The sequence below is a fragment of the Arthrobacter sp. G119Y2 genome (genome assembly GCF_038069765.1).
GTDB lineage: Bacteria > Actinomycetota > Actinomycetes > Actinomycetales > Micrococcaceae > Arthrobacter_B.
Genome location: NZ_JBBPFS010000007.1, coordinates 105,427 through 130,219, shown reverse-complemented (window position 1 = coordinate 130,219; position 24,793 = coordinate 105,427). Strand labels below are relative to the sequence as shown.

Here is a 24,793-nt window from a genome sequence, read left to right as displayed (position 1 = left end):
CCGGAAAATGTGCGAGCCGCGCTGGGCGAACTTAGCCCCGGGGTGTTCCGCCGGGAAGGGTGGCCGCCAGCTGCCGGCCGTCCGCCGTGCCGGCACCGCTGCTGCCGCCTCCGCGGGCCGCCGAAGCCAGCAGTGCGGCGGCGATGTCATCCGCATCGCGGACCGTACGCGCCCCGGCCCGGGCAGGAGATCCTGCCTCTGCGGCAATGGCTGTCCCCCACTGGACCGATGACAGCTGCAGCCCCAGCACGTAGAGGTCTTCCTGCGGATCGCCGCTGATGCCCACCGGCCGGTACGGCGGCAGCGTCACATCGAGTCCGGGCGTCACCACTGCCGTGCCGTCGGCGGCCATCATCACCTTGGGGCGGGCAAGTCCGTCCCGGAGCATGCCCCCGAGCAGCGGCGAAATGTTCCGGTCCACCCGGTTGGCGGGCATCATTGCTTCCACCAGGGTTTTTGCCGCATATTCAGTGCCCGTCCACGGTGAAGCTCCGGTGAACACTCCGCGGGCTTCATCCACGTCAAAGCGCGGATCGGGACCGACAAAGTGCACGAGGCCGGCACGCACCAGGGCTGCCAGCTGTTCGATCCGCTCCGGCGGCGGTCCGCTCGCCAGGCCTTCCACGAGCGGCTCAAACCAGCCGCGCAGTTCGGTAAGCCAGGACGCTTCGGCGAGTCCGCCGTCGGCCACAATGGTTTTCAGCACGGTGCGTCCGGCGTTGAGCGCACCGATAGCCATCTTCAGCGGGTCGTCCTCGCCCGCGGCGGAACCGGCGGCGTCAGCCTCCAGATAGGCGAGGACGGCGTCGTCGAGGTCCTTTGCCCCGGCATAGGGGCGCCGGCCGAGCGGCTGGGCCAGCGCTTCCAGATTGGTGCGCCGGTGGGCGGGGACAAACCGGTCCAGGACTTTTTCCTTCGCCGCATCCCACTCCGGACCGGGCAGGTCCAGGGCGGCACGCAGCTCGTCCAGGAATACGGCGGCCGGAGCCGACAGCTCATCCGGAGCCACCCGTGCCAGGGTGGAGTAATACGCCCAGACGGCATCCCGGTGCAGCAGGGGCCACAGGTCATGGTCGAAGCCGGGCAGGATGCCCTCGTTCCGAAACACGGCCGCGGCCTCTTCGGTGAAATAGCGCAGCTTCACACTGCGCGGCACATACGTGTCCAGGCGGGCTTTCGCCCGGTACGGCGTCCCGCGGCGCGAGGCTGCCACCAGAATGGGCTCGCGCCCGCCGGCTTCGTACCGCAGCGCACGGCCGGCCGGCTGTCCGCTGGGCACAAAACGTCCTCCGCGGCCCACGGTTACCTGGATCATGATGTCGAAAAAGTTGAGGCCCAGACCGCGCACCAGCACCGGTTCGCCGGCCGGAAGCACGGAGAAATCCACATCCGAGGGCACAGCAGGGGGAAGGTAGCGCAGGTTGTGCCGGTCGGCGGCGTCGCGCAGCCGGTCCTGTTCGGCACTGAGGGCGGCGGGCAGGTGGCCCAGGGCGAGGACGACGGCGTCTGCGGCCAGGGTGCCTTCCCCTGCCGCCTCCAGCGTCCAGCCCGGGCCGGACCCACGCCTGGCCAGGCTGAGGACTTCGGCCCGTACGTGCTGCAGCTGTACTCCCGCAGCAGCAGCCGCCTCCTCGAGGCGGGCGTAGGTCCACTCCAGGTACCGCCCGTAAAGCGCCCGGCTGGGAAACGCGCCGGCAGTGAGTGCGGCCAGTTCTTCCCGGTCCCCGGCAGACAGACCGGAGTGGACGCCGGTGTCCGGATCGGCCATCAGGATTCGCCACTGGTCAAAGGAGAGCCCGGTGGGAGAGGCTGCCAGCTCCGCGGCCGTAGCTCCGGCCGGAACGACCGTGGGAAAAAGAGAGGGGGTGTTCATCAGGAACAGGCGTGACTGCCCGGTGCGCCACACGTGGCCCGGGCCCGGGTTGAACGGATCGATGACGGTGATGCCCAGCTCTGGCCTGTCCTGCGGCGCCAGCGCAAGATATCCCGCCAGTGTCCGCTCCACTACAGAGATTCCACGCGGACCCGCTCCTATCACGGCCACCTGAAAGCTCTGTGTATTCGTCATGCCTCAAGAGTATCCGGCCCGTACCGCGGGGCCACCATGCCGGAACAGTCAGCCGCGTCGCCCGGCGCTGTTGCCCGTCCGGGCATTGGCGTACCATCGCATCACCTTGGCCGGACTCCCGTTTGGAGGAAACGCCCTCATGCCGGTTTCGCGGGATGTACAGGATTTACTGCACGACATTGAGCGCGCCCTGCAGGACGACGGGCCGGTAGCGGTCGGGACAATGTTCCGGAGTCCGGCGCTGCGGACCGGAAAGAAGGTTCTCGCGTTCCTCGGTTCGAGTTCCGGGGACAGCCTGATCCTCAAACTCCCCCGGGCACGCGCCGCAGCTCTGCAGGCCGAAGGCATTGCCGGCCCGGTGACGATCGGCAAGCGGACCATGCGGGAATGGGTCGAGGTGCCGGCGGGGACCGACTCCGATGCGACGCTCACGGCCTGGACGGCTTTTGCCCGGGAAGCACTTCTCTACGTCCGCAGCATCCCTGCCTGAGACACGTCCCGACGCCGTTTTCGAAGTCCGGGCGGCCGGCGTGACGGGCGTCCTAGGATGGGCACATGACTTCCTCGACTTCCGATCTGTCCGCAGGCCCCTCCGCTGATGACGAATTCCTGTGGCTTGAGGATATTTACGGGCACAGGCAGCTGGACTGGGTTCGCGGTGAAAACAAAGTCACCGAGGATCTGTTGGCGGAAACCGGATTCGAGCAGACGGAAAAGCGGCTGCTCGAAGTCCTCGATTCCACGGACCGCATTCCCATGGTGGCCAAGCGGGGCGAGTACTACTACAACTTCTGGCGCGATGCCGAGCATCCCAAGGGCCTGTGGCGGCGCACCATCTGGGAAAGTTACTGCTCCGAGGATCCGCAGTGGGAAATCCTGCTGGACGTGGACGAACTCAGCCGCACCGAGGGCACGGAGTGGGTCTGGGGCGGATCCGCATTCCTGCGCCCGTCAGACGGATCAACGTACCGGCGTGCCCTGGTGGTCCTCTCCCCCGACGGCGGCGACGCCGCCCGCTACCGTGAGTTCGACGTCGTCGACCGCGGGTTTGTGCCGGACGGATTCGACATTCCGGCCGCCAAGAACCGGATCAGCTGGGCCGGGCCGGACGTGTTGTACGTAGGCACCGATTTCGGTCCCGGTTCCATGACTTCCTCCTCCTACCCGCGCACCAGCCGGATCCTGCGCCGCGGCATGGCCCTGGCCGATGCCGAGCCGTATTTCGAAGTTCCCGAGGACCACATGATGGCAGTGGTGGCCCGCGACCAAACGCCCGGTTTTGAACGGGACCTCGCCGTGGACATCGTCGACTTCTACAACAGCTCCACGTTCCTGCGGCGGAACGGGCAGTGGGTGCGCCTGGATGTTCCCCTGGATGTGAATGTTGATGTGCACCGGCAGTGGCTGGTGCTGCGCCCCCGCAAGGACTGGGAGCTCGACGGCGTCGTGCATTCCGCCGGTTCACTGCTGGCCGCGGATTTGGAAGATTTCCTTTCGGGCAACCGGAAGCTGGCCACTTTGTTTACGCCTGATCCTGCAACGTCCCTCCAGTCATGGAGCTGGACACGGGACCAGCTGCTGCTGAACCTGCTGCGCGATGTGTCCTCCGAGATTTCGGTGCTGGACCCGGCCAACGGCTGGAAGGCGAAGGTCCTGGACGCCTGCCCGCCGCTGCACACCGTGGACGCATACGGCGTCGACGACGAAGACGAGGAAGCCGGCAACGACTACTGGCTGGTCAGCACCGGGTTCCTGACGCCGTCCACTCTGTCCCGCGGAACCCTGGGCAGCGCCGGCGGTTCCGCTGCAGTCGTGAAGGAGTCGCCGTCGTTTTTTGACTCCTCCGCCTGCACCGTGGAACAGCACTTTGCCGTGTCAGCCGACGGCACCCGGGTGCCGTACTTCCAGGTGGGACCGAAGGACCTGGTGCTCGACGGCGGCAACCCCACGCTGCTGAACGGCTACGGCGGTTTTGAACAGGCGCTGACGCCTACCTACAGCGGCGTGGTGGGTCGCGGCTGGCTGGAGCGCAGCTTCACCGATGACGGCGGGGTGAAGCGTTCGGGCGTGTACGTGCTGGCGAATATCCGCGGGGGCGGTGAATACGGACCCGACTGGCACCGCGCAGCACTGCAGGAAAACAGGCACCGCGCCTATGAGGATTTTGCCGCCGTTGCCCGGGATCTGACGGACCGCGGCGTCACCTCGCGGAAGCACTTGGGCTGCACGGGCCGCAGCAACGGCGGACTGCTGGTGGGCAACATGCTCACCACCTATCCGCACCTGTTCGGCGCCGTGTCCTGCGGCGTGCCGCTGCTGGACATGCGCCGCTATACCAAGCTCTCCGCCGGATACTCGTGGATTGCCGAATACGGCGATCCGGATGATCCGAAGCAGTGGGAGTTCGTGAAGACCTTCTCCCCCTATCACCTGCTCAAGGAGGACGCCGACTACCCTCCCACGCTGATTTGGACGGCCACCAGCGACGACCGCGTCGGCCCGGTGCAGGCCCGGAAAATGGCCGCGCGCATGAAGGCCATGGGGGTGCAGAACGTCTGGTTCCATGAGGCCCTTGAGGGCGGCCACGCCGGAGCCTCGGACAACCGCCAGGCGGCCCGCATGTACGCCATGTCCTACGAGTTCCTGTGGGAGGCCCTGACCGGCCGGTTGGGCTAGCTCCTGCGGCCTATACTCGGCACGGTGGACAGTGAACCGGTGCAGCGGAGGGAAGCGACGGCGGACGAGGCCAAGGCGGTGGCCCATCCGCTGCGGATTCGGATCCTCCAGGTCCTGCGCGGGGAGACCCTGACCAACAAGGAAATCGCCGAGCGCCTGGGCTCCACGCCCGGGGCGACACTTCATCATCTGCAGCTGCTGACCGAACACGGGTTCACCGCTGCGGAGCCGGTGCGTGCCGGAGCCCGGAACGCGAGGGAAATCCCCTACCGGGCAACGGGCAAGACACTCGGGCTGACCTTCAATCCTGCGCTGCCCGAATCCGCGCTGGTGGGTCCGGCGATCCTCGAGTCGGCGTTGGAGAACTACCGGCTGGCACCGGAGTCGGGGCGGCACTCCGAAACCAGCGTGACGCTGTACCTCTCCGACGCCCAGCGCTCCGACTTCCAGGGCAGGCTCTCTGCCCTGATCAGCGAGTATGCCGGCACCCGGCACGGCGAAGGTGTGCAGAAATATGGATTCTTCTCCGCCATGTACCGCGCCGGCGTTTCGGAGCCCGGAAACGCGGCACCCGTTTCCGAAACTCCGGCTGCTTCCGGGATGCCCGCCGACGGAGATCTGCGTGAACCATGACGCCGTGCGCTCCGCGTACGGCCCGAGGGCGCTGGAGTACCGGACGGCAGTCGGCAGCATCGAACACACCCATCCCGCGGACCGCGAGCTGGTTGCGGCCTGGGCAGCCGGGCTGAAGGGGCCGGTTGTCGACGCCGGGTGCGGCCCCGGTCACTGGACTCGGTTCCTGGCCGAACACGGCGCCCGGGTTGAGGGCCTGGACGTGGTTTCCGAGTTTGTGGCGCTGGCCGCGGAACTGTCTCCGGGGTTTCCGTTTCGTGTCGGCTCGCTGGAGGATCTGGGGGTGGAGGACAGCTCGCTCGGCGGGATCTTCGCCTGGTATTCAATGATTCATCTGGAGCCCGCCGAGCTCCCGGCTGTCCTGGCGGAATTCGCCCGTTGCCTGCGTCCGGGCGGGGCCCTGCTGACCGGATTCTTTGAAGGTCCTGAGGTTGAACGTTTCCCTCATGCAATGATGCCGGCGTACTACTGGCCGGTGGACGAGCTGGTCTCAAAAGTGACGGCAGCAGGGTTTGAAGTGCTCGAAACCCATCGACGGGCCGACACCGGCCGGCGCCCCCATGCCGCGGTGGCTGCACGCCGCCTCGGACGGACGTAAGGCGGAGGGCCCATCCGGCCGTTCCCTGACGTTTTGCTCTTACCCGTCCCTTATGGGTAGTCTTGTCAGGCTGGCAGCGGAAGCTACCAGAGAGCATTTGGAGACGTGCCAGAGCGGCCGAATGGGCTTCACTGCTAATGAAGTGTGGGCCTAAAGCCCACCGGGAGTTCAAATCTCCCCGTCTCCGCGCTAAGACCCCCGGGCAACCGGGGGTTTTTTTGTGCCCGGATTTTTATGCCCTGAGGCGGCCGTGCTCCTGTCCCCCGGACTGCTTTCCGGACTATGTTGTTTCCCGAACTATGTTTAGGCCAGTCAGCAGACAGCTCCTTCGCTGCTGCTCCGCCAACCTGAAGGATGTTCCATGGAAATGCGCTTACTGGGCCGCAGCGGCACCGTCGTCAGTACCTACGCCCTCGGAACCATGACGTTCGGCAATGAATCCGACCAGCGGGTCTCGCATGACCTGCTGAACTCCTACGTGGAAGCCGGCGGCAACTTCATTGACACGGCAGATGTCTACACCGCCGGCACCTCCGAGGAAATCATTGGCCACTGGCTGCAGGCCCGGCCCGAGGCCGCCCGGAATGTAGTTCTTGCCACCAAGGGCAGGTTTCCCATGGGCGCAGGCCCCAACGACCTCGGGAATTCCCGCCGGCACCTGCGCCAGGCACTCGACGCATCGCTCAAACGCTTGGGAGTGGAGCACATTGACCTGTACCAGCTGCATGCCTGGGATCCGCTGACCCCGCTGGAGGAAAGCCTCGGCTTCCTGCAGGACGCAGTGACCGCCGGCAAGATCAGCTACTACGGGCTCTCCAACTTCACCGGCTGGCAGCTCACCAAGGCAGTGTTCACCGCGCGGGCACACGGCTGGAATGAACCGGTGACCCTGCAGCCGCAGTACAACCTGCTGGAACGCGAAATCGAGGCCGAAGTAGTTCCTGCAGCGCTCGACGCCGGACTGGGCCTCTTGCCCTGGTCACCGCTTGCCGGCGGCTGGCTCACCGGAAAGTACCGCAGGGAATCGGTTCCGGCGGGCAAAACCCGGGTGGGAGACAATCCCACCCGCCAGTTCCAGGGATGGGACCTGCGCAGCAACAACGACCGTACATGGCAGATCCTTGATGCGCTCAAGGCCGTTGCCGCAGCCCACCAAGCCACTCCCGCCCAGGTTGCCCTCGCCTGGCTCGCGGCACAGCCGGGTGTGACCTCGGTGATCCTCGGCGCCCGCACCGTCGAACAGCTCGCCGACAACCTTGGCGCGGCCTCACTCCGGCTCTCCGACGCGGAGCTGCAGCGGCTTACCGACCTCAGCCGTCCGGCGGTGGGCAACTACCCCTACGGGGCCGATGGGCTCAACCAACGCTCACGGCAGTACTAGAAGTCTTCCGGCCTCAGGTTCTTAACCCACTTGCTGATTTCATCCTCTTCCGGGGTGGCCGGCTTCTTGCCTGCAGCCCCGCCCTGCTGACCTGCAGGTGCAGCGGCGCTTTCGGAACCGGAGGCACCGCCCGGTCCGGCATCGGAGGCTTTGGCTGAGCCGGAGGCGCTGCCCCCTGCCGTTCCCGCCCCTGCGGAGCCGGCAGGACCCGCAGCCGCTGTCCCGGACGGGCCGGACGCTTCGGATGCTCCGAACGCTTTGTCGCCGTCGTTGGCGCCGGGCGCATCCGTGCTGTCGCTCCGGGCTGCGGGAGTTCCCTGTTCCGGCCCCTCCGGGCCCGCCCCGGCGGGAGCGGGCGCATCAGCCGCGGTTCCGGCCGGACGCGGCGGCTGGAACGGCTGAGGATGCATGGCCAGGTTCTCCACCGCTGCAGCGGAGGCACGGACCCCCAGACCGGTGAACTGTGCATAAAGTTTGACGGCGGCGATGGGGTGCCCCTGGGCAATCGCGGCATACACCTGCTGGTGCTGGACGGCGTTGAGCCTGGCGTTGGCCTCGCGGGCCGCTTCAGCCGACGTCCGCGTTCCGGCCGGTGCCGCCTTGGCTCCTGCCGGCTTTCGGGGTGTCTTTTGCGGCTTCACTGTGCGCTGCCGGTCTTCCTGGCCGCCGTCTGTTACGGCTGCCTCTCCGGAAGCGGAGCTTTTCCGGCGCTGAGCCCGAACCACCACGAAATTCACCACGACAATGGCCACGACAAACAGAACAATCACCAGAAACTCCATACCTTGATCCTAGCTTCGCTCACGGTGCCCGCGCCTTCCGCCCGGTATATTGACGTGCAGCCCCGGCCGCCGAACAACGGAGACGACATGAGCCCGAACACTTCCCTGCGTTCACTGCGGGTGCACATATCCGGCGGCATCGCTGAAGTCGAGCTCACCGGCCCCTCCAAGGGCAACGCCATGGGGCCTGATTTTTGGAAGGAACTGCCCGAGGTTTTTGCTGCCCTCAGTGATGATGACAGCGTGCGCGCCGTCCTGCTCTTCGGCTCCGGCGGAAACTTCAGCTACGGACTTGATCTGCCGGCCATGGCGCCTGTTTTCGCTCCGATGCTTGCCGCCGGCGGGATGGATGCACGGCTCCGGGAAGATTTCCGACGCCGGATCAGGGATCTGCAGGAAGCGGTCAGCTCCCTGTCGAAATGTTCCAAGCCGGTGATCGCCGCAGTGGACGGCTGGTGCATTGGCGGCGCAGTGGACGTGATCACTGCCGCTGACATCCGCATTGCTTCCCCCGCCGCCACCTTCAGCGTGCGCGAAGTCAAGGTCGCCATCGTCGCGGACCTGGGGTCCCTCCAGCGGCTTCCCGGCATCATTGGGGAAGGCGCAGCCCGGCACCTCGCGCTGACCGGGGAAGACTTCGACGCCGACCGCGCCTACAGCTTGGGCCTCGTCACCGAAGTGGCCGACGACGTCGTCGGCCGGGGCCGCGAGCTGGCCGCCGCCGTTGCCGCGAACCCTCCGCTCGTTGTCCAGGGCGTAAAGCACGTGATGAACCACGGGCAGGAAGCCTCAGTGCAGTCCGGCCTGGACTATGTCCAGCTGTGGAACACTGCGTTCCTGGCCAGCCGCGACTTTAGGGAAGCAGCCACGGCCTTCGCCGAACGCCGGCCCGCGGCCTTCACCGGAAACTGACTCCGGCAGAGGGGCCTGCTCCGGCCCGATTCCGGTGTCCGCGCACGTGTCCGGGGCTGCCGCCCCGGGCGCTTAAGATAGTCGGGTGGCTGTTACCGATGAAGCAATAACCAAGATCAAGGAAATGCTCATCAGCGGGCAGCTGAAGGCCGGTGACCGGCTGCCGCCGGAAAATGAGCTGAGCGATCAGCTGGGCCTGTCCCGAAGCTCGCTGCGCGAGGCCGTCAAAGCACTCGAACTGATCCGGGTTCTCGACGTCCGGCGCGGCGACGGCACCTATGTGACAAGCCTGGAGCCGGGACTGCTGACCGAAACCATGGGTTTCATGGTGGAGATCCATCAGGAATCTTCAGCGCCGGAACTTCTGGAAGTGCGGCGCATTCTCGAGCCCGGGGCTGCCGCCCATGCTGCCGCGCGCATCAACGCCCGCGGTCTGGCTGCGCTGCGGACCTGCCTGGACTCGGTTCCTGCGCAGGCATCGGCAGTCCAGCTGGCCGCCCATGACTTCGCCTTCCACTCGCAGATAGCCCGGGCTTCCGGTAATCCTTACCTGGCGGGGATGCTGGATTCCCTCACCGGCAGTGCCCTGCGGCTGCGAACCTGGCAGCGGATCGTCGAAGCCGGAGCGGTCTCCGCCGTCCTGGGCGAACATGCAGCCATCCTCGAGGCCCTGACGCTCGGTGATGCGGACCTGGCCCGCTCCCTGATGACGGTCCACGTTGCATCCGCTGAGCGCTGGCTGCGGCGGCCGCCGGCAGAAGCTCCGGCAGCGCAGCCGCCTGTTTTCCGGCCCGTTCCGATGCGCCTTCCTGACCCTCCTGCAGCGAGGGCTCAGGCCCCGGCTGGGGAAGTTGTTCCGGCACGGAAATCTGCTGCGGCTGCGGCTGAGATTCCGGTACTTGTTGAGGATCAGGCGCTGGAGGGTCAGGCGCTGCCTGAGATTCCGGCCCCGACTCCGGCACCGGCACCGGAGGCAGCGGCGGAGCGGTCCCCGAAGCCCGCGCTGAAGCGCACCAAGGTTCTCAAACGGCCCCTGACAGCAGGCAGCTCCCCGGCGCCGCGCAGCTTCCGGGCAGAGAGCGCCGCCCCGCACCAGCCCTCGTCCCCGCAACAAACCCCGCCCCCGCAGCAAACCCCGCCTCCGCAGCAGCGCTCCGCCCCGCGCCAGCCCTCCGCCCCGGACAAGCTCCCGCCCCCGCAACAACTCTCGTCCCCGCAGCCGGCCCCAGCCCCGGAGCAGGCTCCCCCCGCGGCGCCGACCCGCCGACCGGCGCCGCAGATTGCCCGGATCGCCCCCGAGCCCGCCCTGTACGAGCTGTTCGCTATGCCTTCAGCGCCAGCACAAAAGGCAGCACGGAAGCCGCGCCGGCCTGCCTGAGCACCCGGCCTGCTTCGGTGAGGGTCCAGCGGCTGTCAGCAAAGTCATCCACCAGCAGAACCGGACCGGGATTGGCAGCAAACCAGGCGGCTCCTTCTTCGGGAACCGCAAACTGGTCCCAGACCGAAGCCAGGCGGAACGCACTGTTTCCTCCGGAGCCTCCCGTCGGCCCGCCGTGCGGGAGCTGCAGCGCCCCGAGATACGGGATGCGGCCAAGGGATGAGATGCCCTGTGCGAGCGAGCCGACCAGCTGCGGACGCGACCGCGACGGAATGCTGACCACTGCTACCGGCCGTTCTTCCCAGCCCCATTGGGCGAGCACCTGCACACAGCCCTTGAGCAGTGCTTCATCTGCCGTTGTGTCTCCGGCGTCCGGGGCGAAGATCTCCCGCAGCCGTCCGCCCCAGCCGAGATCCGTCAGGCGGGCCAGCGCGCGTCCGGTGGACAGCGCTGCTTCAGGCTTGATCTTTCCCTTCACCGGCACGCCCAAGCGGTCCATGCCCGAGGGGTACATTCCCCGCGGGTCAACATCCACGCCTACCCGGCTCAGTGCCTGGTCCGCATGATCGGTGGCCTCGGCGGCAACGTCGCCGGAGAACCAGCGGCCGGCACAGTTGTCGCAGCGTCCGCACGGGGCTGCGGCCGGGTCATCGAGCTGCAGGGACAGGAATTCCATCCGGCATGCCGTGGTGCTCTCGTAATCGAGCATGGCCTGCTGTTCCTTGACGCGCGCCGCTGAAATACGCTCGTACCGCTCCCGGTCATAGCTCCAGGGCTGTCCGGTGCCGCGCCAGCCGCCGGACACCCGTTCCACGGCACCGTCCACGGCCAGGACCTTCAGCAGCAGTTCCAGTGGCGAGCGCTTGAGGTTTACCCGGGTTTCCAGGGCGCCGGTGGACATGACCGACCCCGATGCAAGCTCCGCCAGTACGGCGCTGGCCGGGCCCTCCGCAGGCATGGAGGAGGTGGCAAAGTACTCCCAAATGTCCTTGTCCTCGGTCCCCGGCAGCAGCAGTACATCGGCGCTGGGGGTGCCGCGGCCGGCACGGCCCACCTGCTGGTAGTACGCCACCGGCGAGGAGGGTGCTCCAAGGTGGACCACAAACCCCAAGTCGGGCTTGTCGAAGCCCATGCCCAGTGCACTGGTGGCCACCAGGGCTTTCACCTCGTTGTTTTTCAACGCCGCTTCCGCCTGCTCCCGGTCTGCAGGGTCCGTGCGTCCCGTGTAGGCCAGAACCGGGTGCCCGGCCTTCTGCAGGAGCTTGGCGGTGTCTTCGGCCGCGGACACCGTCAGGGCATAGATGATGCCGGATCCGGGAAGCTCGTCGATGTGTGTCAGGAGCCAGCCCAGCCGCGCCTTCGGCGTGGGCAGCCGCAGCACTCCGAGTCGCAGGGAGCGGCGGGCCAGCGCTCCGCGGATGGTGAAAACGTCCTCGCCGCCGGAAGCCAGCTGCTCCTCGACGTCCTTAACGACCCGGGAATTTGCTGTGGCCGTGGTGGCCAATACCGGCACGGAGGCCGGCAGCTGTTCGATCAGGCTGCGGATGCGCCGGTAGTCAGGCCGAAAATCATGTCCCCAGTCCGAGATGCAGTGTGCTTCATCAATCACCAGCAGCCCGGAACGGCGAATCAGTTCCGGCAGGTGGGTTTCCCGGAAACCGGGATTGTTCAGGCGTTCCGGCGAGACCAGCAGCACGTCCACCTCGTCCGCCTGGAGCTTGGCGGAAATGTCCTGCCATTCCAGCTGGTTGGCTGAGTTGATCGCCACGGCGCGGACTCCTGCGCGGGCTGCGGCCGCCACCTGGTCGCGCATGAGCGCCAGCAGCGGCGATACGATCAGCGTTGGCCCGGCTCCGCGGGCACGCAGCAGCAGGCTCGCCACAAAGTACACCGCGGACTTGCCCCACCCGGTGCGCTGGACCACCAGCGCCCGCCGGCCGCCCGAGACCAGTGCCTCGATGGCTTCGTACTGCCCCTCATGAAACTCGGCGGCGTCGTTGCCGACCAGCGCCCTCAGCAGACCGGTTGCTTCGGCCCGAAGTACGGGGTCCGTCCCTGCCGGGCCTCCGTGCAGGCCGCCGTCGTTGCGGGGCACTGTTTCCTGCTCGGCGGACGAAGGATTTTGAGTGTCTTGCTGGGATTCCATACCTTCCACTATTCCAGCCGCGGCTGACGATTTCCTCCAGCCCGGGAAACGCCTGTGGACACCGCCGGCTGCGCAGCGGGCCTGTGGATACCGGCCAAGAACCGCGCAGATCGCCGAAAAACCGGGAGGGCGAAAGCCGGAGGAGGGAAAGCTGGCCTATAGACTGTCGGGGTGACTAGTGCATTCGATCTTTCCGCGTCCTTTAAGGCCTACGATGTCCGCGGCGTCGTAGGAGAGACCATCACCCCGCAGATCGTCAAGGCTGTCGGCGCCGCTTTTGTGGACGTGCTCGACCTTGCCGGTCAGACCGTGCTGGTGGGCGGCGACATGCGCCCGTCCTCCCCTGAATTCATCAAGGACTTCGCCGCCGGAGCCACCATGCGCGGCGCAGATGTCCTGCTGCTGGACCTCATCTCCACCGATGAGCTCTACTACGCCTGCGGAGCCCTCAATGCTGCGGGTGCCACCTTCACGGCCAGCCACAATCCCGCCCAGTACAACGGCATCAAGATGTCCAAGGCCGGAGCCGTGCCCATCTCCTCCGAAACCGGCCTCTACGACATTCAGGCAAAGGCAGAGCAGTACCTGAACGAGGGCACAATCCCCGCCGTCGAGGCGCCGGGCCGCATCAGCGTCCGGGACATCCTGAAGGATTACTCCGAGTACCTCCGCAGCCTGGTGGATCTGGGCGGTATCCGTCCGCTGAAGGTTGTGGTGGATGCCGGCAACGGCATGGCCGGCCTGACCACCCCGGCCGTTCTGGGCGACACGATGCTGTCCGCCCTTCCGCTGGAAATCGTCGACCTCTACTTTGAGCTGGACGGGTCCTTCCCGAACCATCCGGCCAACCCGCTCGAGCCGGAAAACCTGCGCGACCTGCAGGCCGCCGTCGTCGAGCACGGCGCGGACCTGGGCCTGGCCTTCGACGGCGACGCCGACCGCTGCTTCGTGATTGATGAAAAGGGCGACCCGGTCAGCCCATCGGCAATCACCGCCCTCGTGGCCCGCCGTGAAATTGCACGCGCCAAGGCCGCCGGTGAAGCGACCCCGGTCATCATCCATAACCTCATCACCTCCCGTGCGGTTCCGGAGCTGGTGGAGGCCGACGGCGGCCGTGCCGTCCGCACCCGCGTCGGCCATTCCTTCATCAAGGCGCAGATGGCCGAGGAAGGCGCTGTCTTCGGCGGCGAGCACTCCGCGCACTATTACTTCCGCGACTTCTACAACGCCGACACCGGCATGCTGGCAGCCATGCACGTGCTTGCCGCGCTGGGTGAACAGACTCTGCCGCTTTCGGATCTCGCCCGCGAATACGAGCCGTATTTCTCCTCCGGAGAGATCAACTCGGAGCTCTCGGACGTTCCGGCGGCGGTTGCCCGCGTCCGGAATGAATTCGAGCGCGACGGCGTCACCGTGGACGCCCTCGACGGTTTGACTTTCACCTCAGATGACGGACAGTGGTGGTTCAACCTCCGCGCGTCGAACACCGAACCCTTCCTTCGGCTGAACGCCGAAGCCGAAGACCTCCCCACCATGGTGCGGGTCCGCGACCGCGTACTTGAACTAGTTAGGAACTGAACCAATGGCTGATGTTGAACTGAACGGCGAAGAGCCCTCCGCCCAGGTCCAGGAGGACCTGAATTCCCTGCTCGGGACCGCGCTCGGCGTGGCCCAGGAGCAGCTTGAGGCACAGGGTGCCTTCCTGCCGGCCGCACTGGTTGTGCAGAACGACGGCGAGCTGCGGATGATTGCCGTGGCGCCCGAGGAAAGCGACGAAGACCTCGACGCCGATGCGATGATCGATGACATCTACCAGGTGCTGACCGAGCAGAAGGCGGACAACCGGGCCGCTGCCGTGTTCTCCGACATCCACCTGCCGGATGAGGCGACGGATGCCATTCACGTAGTGGCTGAACACTCCGAGGGTGTCTGCATCTCGGCCATCCAGACCTACTCCGAGACCGACGGCTCCTGGACCTTCAACGAACCGCAGTGGGAGTCGGGCGACCGCCTGGTCTGGGGAACTGAAGAGCTCCCCGCAGGCGCTGACGAGGCCTAACCGCAGCTTCACCACCTGCCGGCGGCACCGTGCACAACGCACGGTGCCGCCGGTTTTTTGTTGCCCGTCAGAACGCCGCCCCAAGACGTGCCGCCACAAGGTGAAGGGCCCCTTCCGTCACCGGAAAGGGCCCTTCCATCAGTATTTACGCCACGGCTAAACAGCCGCCGGGGCTAGACAGCCGCGAAGCGCTCCTTGAGCGTCTCCAGCTCGGCGACCAGGTCCTCGGGCAGGGATTCTCCGAAGCGGGCGTACCACTCCTCGATGCCGGCGAGTTCCTTCTTCCATTCCTCGGGGTCGACGCGGACGGCGGCCTCGACGTCCGCGGGGGTCATGTCCAGGCCGCTCAGGTCCAGGGATTCCCCGGTGGGCACGTACCCGATCGGAGTTTCGACGGCGTCGGCGGTGCCTTCGATCCGCTCGATGACCCACTTCAGCACCCGGGCGTTGTCGCCGAAACCGGGCCAGGCGAAGCCGCCTTCGGCAGTGCGCCGGAACCAGTTGACCAGGAAGATCTTGGGCAGGGTCTCCTGGTTCGCCTTACCGCTGAGGGTGATCCAGTGGCGCAGGTAGTCTCCGGCGTCGTAACCCATGAACGGCAGCATCGCCATGGGATCGCGGCGGACCACTCCCACCTGGCCCGCTGCGGCCGCGGTGGTTTCCGAGGAGAGGGTGGAACCCATGAAGATGCCGTTGGTCCAGTCGCGGGACTGAGTCACCAGGGGCACCGTGGTTTTGCGTCGGCCGCCGAAGAGAATGGCAGAAACCGGTACGCCGTTCGGGGAATGGTATTCCTCCGCCAGCATGTCGATCTGGTCGATCGGAGTGCAGAAACGGGAGTTCGGGTGCGCAGCGGGGTGGCCGGCCTCCGGCGTCCAGTCGTTTCCGAGCCAGTCAGTCAGATGCGCGGGGGCCTCGTCCGTCATGCCTTCCCACCAGACACCGCCGGTGTCGGTGAGCGCCACGTTGGTGAAGATGGAGTTGCCCTTGGCGATGGCGCGCATAGCGTTGGGGTTGGTGCTCCAGCCGGTGCCGGGAGCGACGCCGAACAGGCCTGCTTCCGGGTTGGTGGCGCGCAGTTCGCCGTTGTGCCCGAAACGCATCCACGTGATGTCGTCGCCGAGTGTCTCGACTTTCCACCCCTCGATGGTCGGATCCAGCAGGGCGAGGTTCGTTTTACCGCAGGCGGACGGAAAGGCCGCGGCGACGAAGTAGTCCTTCTTTTCCGGGCTGGTGAGCTTCAGGATCAGCATGTGCTCGGCGAGCCAGCCCTCATCCCGGGCCATGATCGACGCGATGCGCAGGGCGTAGCATTTCTTGCCCAGCAGGGCGTTGCCGCCGTAGCCGGAGCCGTAGGACCAGATGGAGCGGTCTTCGGGGAAATGCACAATCCATTTTTCGTCGCTGCAGGGCCAGGCGACGTCGGTGTCGCCCTCAGCCAGCGGAGCTCCGACGGAATGCAGCGCCGGCACAAAGAACGCGTCCAGTTCTTCCATTTTGCGCAGTACATCCGTGCCGATGCGGGCCATGATCCGCATCGAGGCAACGACGTAGGCGCTGTCGGTGATTTCGACGCCGAACTTGGGGTCCTCCGCTTCGAGGTGACCCATCACGAAGGGAATGACATACATGGTGCGTCCGCGCATGGAGCCGGAGAACAGGCCGTCCAGCTTGGCCCGCATTTGCGACGGTTCCATCCAATTGTTGGTGAAGCCTGCATCCTGCTTCTTCTCGGAGCAGATGAACGTCTGCTCCTCGACGCGTGCCACGTCCTTGGGATCGGAAAACGCAGCAAAGGAATTCGGGAATTCCTCCGGGTTCAGCCGAACCAGGGTTCCGGCTTCAACCAGTTCATCGGTCAGTGTCTTGTTTTCCGCTTCGGATCCATCGACCCAGTACACGCGGTCCGGCTGCGTCAGCTCGGCTACTTGCTGAACCCAGGCCAGCAGGGCCCGGTGGGTGGTTGGGGCCTCCGCAGAGGCCTCCGGTGTGGTGCTGTCCAAATGGCTCGGAGCAGCGTTTTCGCCGCTCTCATTGAGAACTAGCTGACGCGCGTCATCGCCCATGACTCTTCCCTTCGTTGGGTCAGTGGTGTGATTGTGATGCTAGTTGTCGGCGAGCCGAGCGCCCCGGCGAAAAAGGTAGTACCTATAATGGCGGCCATGAAGTGTTTCCCTAGAATTCAACGAACTTTTGTGGCCCAGCCTACTCGGATGTGACGAACGTCATATAGACCGGTCTAGTTGACGGACGTCACGTCCAGCGATTAGGCAGCTCTCAGAAACTGGGCTATAGTTATTTACGGCCAAACAGCCACGGACAAACTTTGAAGGAAAGCCTCAACGGGGCCGGTAGTTCAAAAATAATCCAAATGCGTGCGTAGCTCAACGGATAGAGCATCTGACTACGGATCAGAAGGTTGGGGGTTCGAATCCCTTCGCGCGCACCAGCGAAACCCGGTTCGACCAGTAGAAATACTGGTTGAACCGGGTTTTTTCTTTGCCCGGGGAGCGTGCCGGGGGTCCTGTCCCGGAAGCCGCCCCGCTGCCTCCCCGCTGCCACCTCCAGTCAGCGGGCCAGTTTTCGGAGGTCAACGGCGGAGTCCGCCAGTTGGGCGGGATCCACCGGAATTCGGCGGTCGATGATGCGGCGGGCCGCCCGCACCGTGAAACCGCCGTCGATGGCGGCACACCCTTCCAGCCGGCCGTCAGCATCGAGCCGGAAGGCAGCTGCGGGCAGGCCCTCTTTTTCCCGGATCACTACGCGGCCCTCCCCCGCCATCGACCCAACCCCCTCGACATGCACCCCGTGCCGGTCCGACCAGAACCACGGGGCACCGTGGTTTGGCAGCTCCTGGCCCAGCAGAGCAGCACCGGCGGTTATGCCCGTATTCCTCGCGTGTTCCCAATGTTCAGCCCGGCGCAGCAGTGTTCCGTCGGGCAGCCGGACACGTGCGGCGTCACCCACTGCATAGATCTTCGGATGGCTGGTGCGCTGGTGCTCATCCACCAGGATGCCGTTGTCGGTATCCAGCCCGGCTGAAACGGCCAGCCCCGTTTCCGGTACAACGCCGATACCCACCAGCACCGCGTCCGCGTACACGGCGGCGCCGTCCGCCAGCGCCAGGCGGTGCTCCTGCCCCTGAACCGTGATGGCCGCAGGAATTCCGGTAAGGACGCGGATCCCCCGCTCTTCATGCATGCGGTGCAGCCGCCGCGCGAGCGTCGTCCCGACGGCCGGCACGAGCGGCGGGTCAACCGGGTCAACCAGTGTGACCTCCGCCCCGAGCGCCAGCGCTGCCGATGCCGTCTCGGCTCCAATCAGTCCAGCACCGACAATGGCCAGCCGCACGCCGGGACGGAGCACATCCCGCAGTTTGTCTGCGTCCGCCCGGTTCCTCAACTCCAGCACTGTTTCCAGGTCACTGCCGGGCACGTCGAGTTTACGGGCGGCGGCACCGGTGGCCAGGACGATTCTGTCAGCGGCCAGCTCCCGGCCGTCCTCCAGCAGCACCACGCCCTCGTCCGGCTTCAGGGCAGCTGCCCTTCCGGCCAGGACCTCAATCCGCCGGTCCCGGAACCAGTCCTCTCCGGCCAGCAGGATCTGATCTCTGGTGCGGGTGCCGAGCAGGTAGTCCTTGCTCAGCGGCGGCCGGTCATAGGGCAGACCCTCAGGATCGATGAGGGTCAGTTGTCCGGTGAAGCCGCGGGAGCGCAGCTCGCGGGCCGTGGCGAATCCTGCCATGCCTCCGCCTGCAATGATGACGGATTCAAGGGCCATTGGTTTTCCTTGCTGTTGCGTTGAGCCGTTCTACCAGCCTAGGCGCAGGCCTCCCGATTTCCTGCGCCGCTGCCCGCCCGGCGTCCGGCGCCCGGGGCTTTCGCAAGGGCCGCGCCGCGTGCCAAGCTCTAGTGCATGACTGAACGCAGCGGCACCGAATACGACGGATCGGGACAGGAACGCACCGGACAGGCGGGCGCCTCCGGGCAGCGGCCGCAGCGGATGGAGACCGACGTCGTCGTCCTCGGCGGCGGGGCGGTGGGAGAAAATGCAGCGGGCCGGGTGGCGCAGGCCGGGCTGGAAGCCGTCCTCGTGGAGCCCGCCCTGATCGGCGGCGAGTGCTCCTACTGGGCCTGCATGCCCTCGAAGGCGCTGCTGCGCCCGGGAACCGCCCTCGCCTCCGCGAAAGCCGTTGCCGGATCCCGGGAGGCCGTGACCGGAACCCTGGATCCGCAGGCCGTGCTTGACCGCCGCGACAGCTTCACGTCGCACTGGGACGATTCGAGCCAGGAGGACTGGGTGAAGGGCGCCGGAATCGGGCTGGTGCGCGGACGGGGGCGGATAACCGGTCCGCGGGAGGTGCAGGTCCACTACGACGACGGCGGCACCTCCACCCTTGTCGCGCGCCGCGCCGTCGTGCTCGCCACCGGCTCCCTGCCCATCGCACCTCCACTGAAGGGGCTGGACCAGGTCCAGTACTGGGGCACGCGGGAAGCGACCTCGGCCCGGGAGGTTCCTGCCCGGTTGATCGTCCTCGGCGGCGGAGTTTCGGGCACTGAGCTGTCGCAGGCGTGGGCCCGGCTCGGGTCCCGGGTCACATTGGTGGCGCGGCACGACGTTCTGGACATGTATCCGGACCCGGCACGCGAACTGGTCAAGGCGGGGCTGGAGGCCGACGGCGTGGAGCTCCGCACGTTTGCCGCCACCGAGTTTGTGCGCAGCACGGCGGACGGCGGTGTGGAGATGGGGCTGGAGGACGGTTCCGTCCTATCTGCCGACCGGCTGCTCGTCTCCACCGGACGGTCTCCGGCGCTGGAGCAGCTGGGCCTGGAGGATCTGGGTTTGGACGCGGACCAGTTCGACGCGGGCAGGCTGACTTCGGATGACACGGGCCTGGTGAACGGCACTGACTGGCTCTATGTGGTGGGGGACGCCGCCGGCAAGGTGCTGCTGACGCATCAGGGCAAATACGAAGCCCGTGCCGCCGGGGCGGCCATTGCAGCACGTGCCCGCGGCGAGTTAGCGCCCACCGCGGCTCCGCGGGCGTGGAGCCGGGAAGCGTCTACGGCTAATCATGTTGCCGTACCGCAGGTGGTTTTTACGGATCCGGAGATCGCCATGGTCGGCCGGACCGCGGAACAGGCCCGGGCGGACGGCATCAATGCTTCAGAGACCTCGCTTGAGCTGTCGGTGGCCGGTTCAGCCCTGTTCGCCGACGACTACCGGGGATGGGCGCAGATGGTGGTGGACGAAGACCGCAGGGTAGTCGTGGGAATGACCTTTGCCGGGCCGGGCGTCTCCGAACTCCTGCATGCGGCCACCATTGCCATTACGGGCGAAGTGCCGCTGGAGCGGTTGTGGCACGCGGTGCCCTCGTATCCCACCATCAGCGAGATCTGGCTCCGGCTGCTGGAAAAGTACGGGCTGTAGGGGTTTCTGCCGTCAGGCCCGGCGGACGATGAAGTCGGAGATTCGGGCGTCACGCCCGTCGAGCTCTGCCCACGGTTTGGCCGATTCCATGACGGTCAGGCCTGATGTGGGATAGTCGGTGGCCATTTCCATGACCGCGTCCTCGTTCGACTCCACTGAGGCCAGCCGCATGGCGAGGTCCTGGACTCCGGGAAGGTGGGTAATTACCAGCAGGCTGGTAACCGTCTCCGGAACATTGTTAATGACACTGAGGATCTGTGCTGCTGTGGCGCTGTAAAGACTGTCCTCGAGCTTCGGGGTTGGTCCTTTGTCCCCCAGCTCCTCGCAGATCCAGGTGCAGGTTTGCCGGGTGCGCAGTGCGGAGGAACACAGAATGAAATCCGGAATGGAGTCGTTTTCCACCATCCAGCGTCCGGCCAGCGGGGCGTCCCGGTGTCCGCGGCTGGACAGCGGCCGTTCATGGTCGGAAACGTCCCGGGGCCAAGCCGCCTTCGCGTGCCGCAGGAGCATCAGCTTTTTTAGGTGGTGGCCGCTCATTGGCCCAGTCTATCGGCGGTGCCGGCGCCGGAATTCCGGCACCGGCACCGCCGACCCGTCAGATGCTGTATTCGGGTGCTGCCCAGACAACAACTTCAGGGTGCTCGTAGAAGCGGTAACCCTGGCCGCGGACCGTCCGGACGGTGTTCGCCAACCGGCCGAGCTTTGAACGGAGCCGGCGGATGTGCACGTCAATGGTCCGCTCGTTCGGCACTTCCTCGGCGTTGCGCCACAGGCCGGCCAGCAGTTCCTCGCGGCCCACGGTCCGGGTGGCGTTCTCCACCAGGTAGTTGAGCAGTTCGAATTCCTTGAACGTCAGGTTCAGGGTGTCGCCGTCAAGGTGCACTTCCCGGCGGGAAAGGTCAATCAGGACTCCGGACGGACGCGGGGCGCTCTGCGCCTGCACGGGCGGTGCGGCTTCCGGACGGGGACGGCGCTGGGCGGTGGGATCACCGAGTGCCTGGCGTACGACGTCGATATCGGCTCCGGGAGCCTCTGCCGGTGCCAGCGCCACTGCGGCATGGCTCTGCGCTCCGGGGCAGAGGGTCTGGATGTAGGCGCGCACTTCCTGGGCGAGCTTCGTCAGCGATGTTCCGTTGGCAGCTGCCGTGTCTTCGTCGAGGCCGACGTAGATGACAAACCCGCGGGCTACCGTGTCGTTGCTGACGGACTGGGGGCCGGGGATTCCGTTGGGCGTGACGACTGCTGTTGGGGCCGTCATGGGTGCCGCATCGCTGGCCGGAGATACGGGCTGCAGCGGGCGTGGCGGCTGCTGGCCGAAACCTTGGATTCCATATTGGGCTCCGTACGTCGCTCCGCCGTACTGGCGGGGAAAGTCCCCTGCTGCGCCCTGCCGGGCCGCGCCGGCCCGGTTCTGCGCATTGCGCAGTGAAATGTGTACGTACCCTGATGCTACTGACATGTTGCAACCTCAATGTGAATGACCGTCATCACGCTCGAATGCTGGGGGTGTGCCCGGGTCGAGATGGCGCAGTTTTCGCCCGTCATTGGGCCTGAGTGGTGCCTGAGATATGGGGGTGGGTAACTCAGGCGTGCATTCGACAACAGCACGGCTTCTCGCCGGCGGGGCCGGCGGGAAGGACTGCGACAGGTGCTGCCGTGTGGATGTTCACATTACGGATTATTGCATGTAACAAAGGAGTACGCGCAAGTAATAATGCGGTGATCGTCTCACCATGTGGACGGTTCGGGCCTAAAAGTGATACACCTCACACTATTGGGCGTGGAAAGCGCTCTTTTGACCCACCTCACAGTCAGCACCCCGGGAACAGGCATTTCCGGGGCGTGGCCCACAGTGCCGGGCCCCCATGAGTGCTCGCAGGACGGCCGCCGGGCATAAAAAAGCACCCGTCCATAAATGATCTTATAAACGGGTGCGAGTCAAGCACTCCGAGAGGTGTCCACATACTGGACACCTCTCTTGTCTTCCGGGAGCTTTTAGTCGACGACGCCGTACAGTCGGTCACCGGCGTCGCCCAGGCCGGGAACGATGTAGGACTTTTCGTCCAGCCGCTCGTCAATCGAAGCCAGCACAATGGTGACGTTCGCGTCGGCCAGTTCCTGCTGCAGGATTTCCAGTCCCTCCGGAGCGGCCAGCAGGCAGATGCACGTGATGTCCGCAGCGCCGCGCTTGAACAGGAACTTGATGGCTTCGCGGAGGGTTCCGCCGGTGGCCAGCATGGGGTCCAGGACAAAGACCTGGCGTCCGGTGAGGTCATCCGGAAGCCTCTCGGCATAAGTGATCGCTTCGAGGGTTTCCTCGTTGCGGGCCATCCCCAGGAATCCGACCTCGGCGGTGGGAACCAGGCGGGTCATGCCCTCAAGCATGCCCAGTCCGGCACGGAGGATCGGCACCACCAGCGGGGTGGGCTTGACCAGCCCGGTGCCTACCGCCGTCGTGACCGGAGTCTCGATCTGGACGGGCTCAACGCGAACGTTGCGGGTGGCTTCGTAAGCCAAAAGGGTGACGAGTTCTTCCGTGAGCTGTCGAAACACCGGTGAAGGGGTGCTTTTATCGCGGAGAACGGTGAGTTTGTGGGCAACAAGGGGGTGATCCACTACAAGTACGCGCATGCTTCAAAACTACCATTCGCAGGGACAGATACCCCTGCTGAGCAACTGCCCGCCCGGCGGCGGCGACTGCGGAGAACTGCGTGTTCTGCGGGAAGATGGGAGCATGATGCCCCCAACAGCGCAGCATGAGGCGTGGATGGATCTTGCCCTTGCCGAGGCCCGCGGAGCCCTTTCCACCGACGACGTGCCCATCGGCGCCGTCGTCATCGGTCCTGATGGGACCGTAATTGGTACCGGACGCAACGAACGGGAGGCCAGTGGCGACCCCACGGCCCACGCCGAAGTGGTGGCAATCCGCCAAGCTGCAGCCGCTGCAGGTGAGTGGCGTCTCGAAGGATGCACTCTGGTGGTCACCCTTGAGCCCTGTGCCATGTGTGCCGGAGCGATTGTGCTGGCACGGATACCGAAGGTGGTGTTTGGGGCCTGGGATGAGAAGGCCGGAGCCTCCGGATCGGTTTTTGACATCCTCCGGGAGCGGCGCCTGAACCATTGGGTGGAGGTTTTCCCCGAAGTACGGGAAGCGGAGTGCGCAAAGCTGCTCACCGATTTTTTCGGCTCTCGGCGATCAGGCTGACACGGGCCAATTCCCTACGTAGGCTTACTAATTCAGAACCCGTTATCCCAAGGAGTTTCTCAATGAGTGCAGATCAGGACGGACTGGACACAGTCGTCAAAATCCTCGAACACGCCAAAATTGCGCAGCTGACCACCGTGGATGCAAGCGGCCACCTTGTGAGCCGTCCACTGGAGCTGCAGGAGACGGATTCCGACGGCAACCTCTGGTTCTTCACGCAGGACCCCTCCCCCAAGGCTGACGAGATCCGGACCAACCCCAATGTGAACGTCTCCATCCATGATTCCAAGGGTTACCTCTCCATCAGCGGCACGGCGTCGATCACCAAGGATGAAGGCAAGATTGACGAGCTGTGGAAGTCGTCTGCAGCTGCGTGGTTCGAGGAGGGCCGGGAAGATCCCTCGGTCGCCCTGATCAAGGTCGACACGGATACGGCCGAATACTGGGCGTCCGACGAGCCCCGTGTGGCCAGCATCTTCAAGATCGCGAAGAGCGCCGTCACCGGGAGCACCCCCAATGTTGGCAAGAACGACGTCGTCGACCTCTAGTTCCGCCGCGGCCTCCGAGGCTCGCAACCGGCCGTTTTGGGGCAGGGCGTTTTAGCCGGTAAGGTTGACGCGTTGGTGACGTGTCCGAGCGGCCGAAGGTGCAACACTCGAAATGTTGTTTGGTGAAAGCCAACGTGGGTTCAAATCCCACCGTCACCGCCATTGAGAAAGACCCCGGTTCCCTTGTAAACAAAGGGAACCGGGGTTTTTTGTTGTGCCCCGCGGGACGGGCCCTGGAAACAGGTGGCAGAACTTCGCCTCATAATGACGTGCGGCTCGGCAAACCGCACTGCACCAGCCTGGTCGTTAGCTGGCCCGTTGCTGATCGAGGTCTTGCTGATCGATGTCTTGCTGAGGGGCTTCGGTGCGGACAGGCCATCGGCCGGTGGCGTGGTGGAAATCTATGGCCCGGAGCATGGGTGTCACGTCGTAGGCAGTGATGTTCAGGCTGAGCTTGACGCCGTCAACGAACTTTACGGTGAGGAACCGCTGCCCTTTCGTTACGCCCGCCGAATAGTGGACGATGTCGCTGTACAGGTGCTCATGCTCATTCCCGAGGACACTGCGGAAGGCAATTCCGTAGGCACCCGGAACCACGTAAAAGTTCCGGTACGCAGCGAGGAAGGCCAGTCCGCCGATAATTATTGCCGTCGAACCAATCCGGGCACCGAGAGGGCCGTCGGCGGAGGTGAAAGCCCACAGACCCATCAGGAGTCCCACAGAGACGAAGAGCCAGCCAACAATCGGCACCGCCTTGGGGATCCGGACACGTTCCGGGTGGGTCTTGGACCGGTTGGGATACTTCCGCGCCCACCAGGCAACCGCTGCAATTGCCAGGGTTATGCCAGTGGTGATGCTGATCTCCAGAAATTGCGCTGCTGACATCGTTTGGCCTCCCCCGAACCGGATATGTAACGCACGCCGATTATAGTTCCGAAGATTATGGACCCGAAGCATCAGCGGCGGCCTGCATGCCC

21 protein-coding genes and 3 tRNA genes are annotated in these 24,793 nt (G+C 65.6%); 15 read left to right on the top strand and 9 right to left on the bottom strand.

Annotation, left to right across the window (positions count from 1 at the left end; genetic code table 11):
- Positions 1-31 precede the first annotated feature (31 nt).
- Positions 32-2,068: an FAD/NAD(P)-binding protein gene (locus tag WKB88_RS15415; RefSeq protein ID WP_341395430.1), complete on the bottom strand. Its 2,037-nt coding sequence runs from the start codon at positions 2,066-2,068 to the stop codon at positions 32-34.
- A gap of 139 nt (positions 2,069-2,207) precedes the next feature.
- Between WKB88_RS15415 and WKB88_RS15410 the strand changes: the two genes are divergently transcribed.
- The 6 genes from WKB88_RS15410 (at position 2,208) to WKB88_RS15385 (ending at position 7,356) form a co-directional block, all read left to right on the top strand.
- Complete coding sequence (locus tag WKB88_RS15410) at positions 2,208-2,558, top strand: hypothetical protein (RefSeq protein ID WP_341395429.1); 351 nt, start codon at positions 2,208-2,210, stop codon at positions 2,556-2,558.
- 65 nt (positions 2,559-2,623) lie between these two features.
- Positions 2,624-4,744, top strand: coding sequence for a prolyl oligopeptidase family serine peptidase (locus tag WKB88_RS15405; protein WP_341395428.1), 2,121 nt, complete (start codon positions 2,624-2,626; stop codon positions 4,742-4,744).
- 24 nt (positions 4,745-4,768) lie between these two features.
- Positions 4,769-5,377 carry an ArsR/SmtB family transcription factor gene (locus WKB88_RS15400; RefSeq protein ID WP_341395427.1) on the top strand — a complete coding sequence of 203 codons (609 nt, stop codon included), beginning with the start codon at positions 4,769-4,771 and terminating at the stop codon, positions 5,375-5,377.
- The gene (locus tag WKB88_RS15395) at positions 5,367-5,975 is read left to right on the top strand and encodes a class I SAM-dependent methyltransferase (protein ID WP_341395426.1); all 609 of its coding nucleotides are present in this window, start codon (positions 5,367-5,369) and stop codon (positions 5,973-5,975) included. The genes WKB88_RS15400 and WKB88_RS15395 overlap by 11 nt, the downstream gene beginning before the upstream one ends.
- Positions 5,976-6,074: 99 nt before the next feature.
- A tRNA-Ser gene (locus WKB88_RS15390) sits at positions 6,075-6,162 on the top strand.
- Between the two features lie 174 nt (positions 6,163-6,336).
- Complete coding sequence (locus WKB88_RS15385) at positions 6,337-7,356, top strand: aldo/keto reductase (RefSeq protein ID WP_341395425.1); 1,020 nt, start codon at positions 6,337-6,339, stop codon at positions 7,354-7,356.
- Here the strand turns inward: WKB88_RS15385 and WKB88_RS15380 are convergent.
- Complete coding sequence (locus WKB88_RS15380; protein WP_341395424.1) at positions 7,353-8,138, bottom strand: hypothetical protein; 786 nt, start codon at positions 8,136-8,138, stop codon at positions 7,353-7,355. The genes WKB88_RS15385 and WKB88_RS15380 overlap by 4 nt on opposite strands.
- An 87-nt stretch (positions 8,139-8,225) precedes the next feature.
- Between WKB88_RS15380 and WKB88_RS15375 the strand changes: the two genes are divergently transcribed.
- The gene (locus tag WKB88_RS15375) at positions 8,226-9,050 is read left to right on the top strand and encodes a crotonase/enoyl-CoA hydratase family protein (RefSeq protein ID WP_341395423.1); all 825 of its coding nucleotides are present in this window, start codon (positions 8,226-8,228) and stop codon (positions 9,048-9,050) included.
- A gap of 85 nt (positions 9,051-9,135) precedes the next feature.
- The gene (locus WKB88_RS15370; RefSeq protein ID WP_341395422.1) at positions 9,136-10,428 is read left to right on the top strand and encodes a FadR/GntR family transcriptional regulator; all 1,293 of its coding nucleotides are present in this window, start codon (positions 9,136-9,138) and stop codon (positions 10,426-10,428) included.
- On the opposite strand, the gene WKB88_RS15365 is transcribed toward WKB88_RS15370, so the two are convergent.
- Positions 10,373-12,574 (bottom strand): RecQ family ATP-dependent DNA helicase, encoded by a 2,202-nt coding sequence (locus tag WKB88_RS15365; protein ID WP_341395421.1) that lies wholly within the window; start codon positions 12,572-12,574, stop codon positions 10,373-10,375. The two genes, WKB88_RS15370 and WKB88_RS15365, sit on opposite strands and share 56 nt — an antisense overlap.
- 171 nt (positions 12,575-12,745) lie before the next feature.
- On the opposite strand from WKB88_RS15365, the gene WKB88_RS15360 reads away from it, so the two are divergent.
- Both WKB88_RS15360 and WKB88_RS15355 read left to right on the top strand, forming a co-directional pair.
- Positions 12,746-14,152 (top strand): phosphomannomutase/phosphoglucomutase, encoded by a 1,407-nt coding sequence (locus WKB88_RS15360; RefSeq protein WP_341395420.1) that lies wholly within the window; start codon positions 12,746-12,748, stop codon positions 14,150-14,152.
- 4 nt (positions 14,153-14,156) lie between these two features.
- Positions 14,157-14,633 carry a hypothetical protein gene (locus WKB88_RS15355; protein ID WP_341395419.1) on the top strand — a complete coding sequence of 159 codons (477 nt, stop codon included), beginning with the start codon at positions 14,157-14,159 and terminating at the stop codon, positions 14,631-14,633.
- A gap of 173 nt (positions 14,634-14,806) precedes the next feature.
- On the opposite strand, the gene WKB88_RS15350 is transcribed toward WKB88_RS15355, so the two are convergent.
- Complete coding sequence (locus tag WKB88_RS15350; protein WP_341395418.1) at positions 14,807-16,699, bottom strand: phosphoenolpyruvate carboxykinase (GTP); 1,893 nt, start codon at positions 16,697-16,699, stop codon at positions 14,807-14,809.
- 307 nt (positions 16,700-17,006) lie between these two features.
- Between WKB88_RS15350 and WKB88_RS15345 the strand changes: the two genes are divergently transcribed.
- A tRNA-Arg gene (locus WKB88_RS15345) sits at positions 17,007-17,082 on the top strand.
- A 119-nt stretch (positions 17,083-17,201) separates the two neighbouring features.
- On the opposite strand, the gene WKB88_RS15340 is transcribed toward WKB88_RS15345, so the two are convergent.
- Complete coding sequence (locus WKB88_RS15340) at positions 17,202-18,413, bottom strand: NAD(P)/FAD-dependent oxidoreductase (RefSeq protein ID WP_341395417.1); 1,212 nt, start codon at positions 18,411-18,413, stop codon at positions 17,202-17,204.
- Between the two features lie 222 nt (positions 18,414-18,635).
- Here WKB88_RS15340 and WKB88_RS15335 point away from each other — a divergent pair, with 222 nt between their 5' ends.
- Positions 18,636-20,063: a dihydrolipoyl dehydrogenase family protein gene (locus WKB88_RS15335; RefSeq protein WP_341395471.1), complete on the top strand. Its 1,428-nt coding sequence runs from the start codon at positions 18,636-18,638 to the stop codon at positions 20,061-20,063.
- Between the two features lie 12 nt (positions 20,064-20,075).
- Here WKB88_RS15335 and WKB88_RS15330 read toward each other — a convergent pair whose 3' ends face one another.
- From WKB88_RS15330 to upp, 3 genes are all read right to left on the bottom strand, one after another.
- The gene (locus WKB88_RS15330; protein ID WP_341395416.1) at positions 20,076-20,600 is read right to left on the bottom strand and encodes a SixA phosphatase family protein; all 525 of its coding nucleotides are present in this window, start codon (positions 20,598-20,600) and stop codon (positions 20,076-20,078) included.
- Between the two features lie 58 nt (positions 20,601-20,658).
- Positions 20,659-21,522, bottom strand: a complete 864-nt coding sequence (locus WKB88_RS15325; RefSeq protein WP_341395415.1) for a winged helix-turn-helix domain-containing protein — start codon at positions 21,520-21,522, stop codon at positions 20,659-20,661.
- Positions 21,523-22,058: 536 nt separating this feature from the next.
- Positions 22,059-22,694: a uracil phosphoribosyltransferase gene (upp, locus tag WKB88_RS15320; RefSeq protein WP_341395414.1), complete on the bottom strand. Its 636-nt coding sequence runs from the start codon at positions 22,692-22,694 to the stop codon at positions 22,059-22,061.
- A 103-nt stretch (positions 22,695-22,797) separates the two neighbouring features.
- Here upp and tadA point away from each other — a divergent pair, with 103 nt between their 5' ends.
- The 3 genes from tadA (at position 22,798) to WKB88_RS15305 (ending at position 23,978) form a co-directional block, all read left to right on the top strand.
- The gene (tadA, locus tag WKB88_RS15315; RefSeq protein ID WP_445818939.1) at positions 22,798-23,268 is read left to right on the top strand and encodes a tRNA adenosine(34) deaminase TadA; all 471 of its coding nucleotides are present in this window, start codon (positions 22,798-22,800) and stop codon (positions 23,266-23,268) included.
- Positions 23,269-23,330: 62 nt separating this feature from the next.
- Complete coding sequence (locus WKB88_RS15310; protein WP_341395413.1) at positions 23,331-23,816, top strand: pyridoxamine 5'-phosphate oxidase family protein; 486 nt, start codon at positions 23,331-23,333, stop codon at positions 23,814-23,816.
- A gap of 74 nt (positions 23,817-23,890) precedes the next feature.
- A tRNA-Ser gene (locus WKB88_RS15305) sits at positions 23,891-23,978 on the top strand.
- A gap of 144 nt (positions 23,979-24,122) precedes the next feature.
- Here the strand turns inward: WKB88_RS15305 and WKB88_RS15300 are convergent.
- Positions 24,123-24,701: a hypothetical protein gene (locus WKB88_RS15300; protein ID WP_341395412.1), complete on the bottom strand. Its 579-nt coding sequence runs from the start codon at positions 24,699-24,701 to the stop codon at positions 24,123-24,125.
- Positions 24,702-24,793 lie beyond the last annotated feature (92 nt).

Bases quoted from the DNA above. Each gene is read 5' to 3' on its own strand.
- WKB88_RS15415 (WP_341395430.1), bottom strand. From the start codon at position 2,068: ATGACGAATACACAGAGCTTTCAGGTGGCCGTGATAGGAGCGGGTCCG.
- WKB88_RS15410 (WP_341395429.1), top strand. From the start codon at position 2,208: ATGCCGGTTTCGCGGGATGTACAGGATTTACTGCACGACATTGAGCGC.
- WKB88_RS15405 (WP_341395428.1), top strand. From the start codon at position 2,624: ATGACTTCCTCGACTTCCGATCTGTCCGCAGGCCCCTCCGCTGATGAC.
- WKB88_RS15385 (WP_341395425.1), top strand. From the start codon at position 6,337: ATGGAAATGCGCTTACTGGGCCGCAGCGGCACCGTCGTCAGTACCTAC.
- WKB88_RS15380 (WP_341395424.1), bottom strand. From the start codon at position 8,138: ATGGAGTTTCTGGTGATTGTTCTGTTTGTCGTGGCCATTGTCGTGGTG.
- WKB88_RS15375 (WP_341395423.1), top strand. From the start codon at position 8,226: ATGAGCCCGAACACTTCCCTGCGTTCACTGCGGGTGCACATATCCGGC.
- WKB88_RS15365 (WP_341395421.1), bottom strand. From the start codon at position 12,574: ATGGAATCCCAGCAAGACACTCAAAATCCTTCGTCCGCCGAGCAGGAA.
- WKB88_RS15355 (WP_341395419.1), top strand. From the start codon at position 14,157: ATGGCTGATGTTGAACTGAACGGCGAAGAGCCCTCCGCCCAGGTCCAG.
- WKB88_RS15350 (WP_341395418.1), bottom strand. From the start codon at position 16,699: ATGGGCGATGACGCGCGTCAGCTAGTTCTCAATGAGAGCGGCGAAAAC.
- WKB88_RS15340 (WP_341395417.1), bottom strand. From the start codon at position 18,413: ATGGCCCTTGAATCCGTCATCATTGCAGGCGGAGGCATGGCAGGATTC.
- WKB88_RS15335 (WP_341395471.1), top strand. From the start codon at position 18,636: ATGGAGACCGACGTCGTCGTCCTCGGCGGCGGGGCGGTGGGAGAAAAT.
- WKB88_RS15330 (WP_341395416.1), bottom strand. From the start codon at position 20,600: ATGAGCGGCCACCACCTAAAAAAGCTGATGCTCCTGCGGCACGCGAAG.
- WKB88_RS15325 (WP_341395415.1), bottom strand. From the start codon at position 21,522: ATGTCAGTAGCATCAGGGTACGTACACATTTCACTGCGCAATGCGCAG.
- upp (WP_341395414.1), bottom strand. From the start codon at position 22,694: ATGCGCGTACTTGTAGTGGATCACCCCCTTGTTGCCCACAAACTCACC.
- tadA (WP_445818939.1), top strand. From the start codon at position 22,798: ATGATGCCCCCAACAGCGCAGCATGAGGCGTGGATGGATCTTGCCCTT.
- WKB88_RS15310 (WP_341395413.1), top strand. From the start codon at position 23,331: ATGAGTGCAGATCAGGACGGACTGGACACAGTCGTCAAAATCCTCGAA.
- WKB88_RS15300 (WP_341395412.1), bottom strand. From the start codon at position 24,701: ATGTCAGCAGCGCAATTTCTGGAGATCAGCATCACCACTGGCATAACC.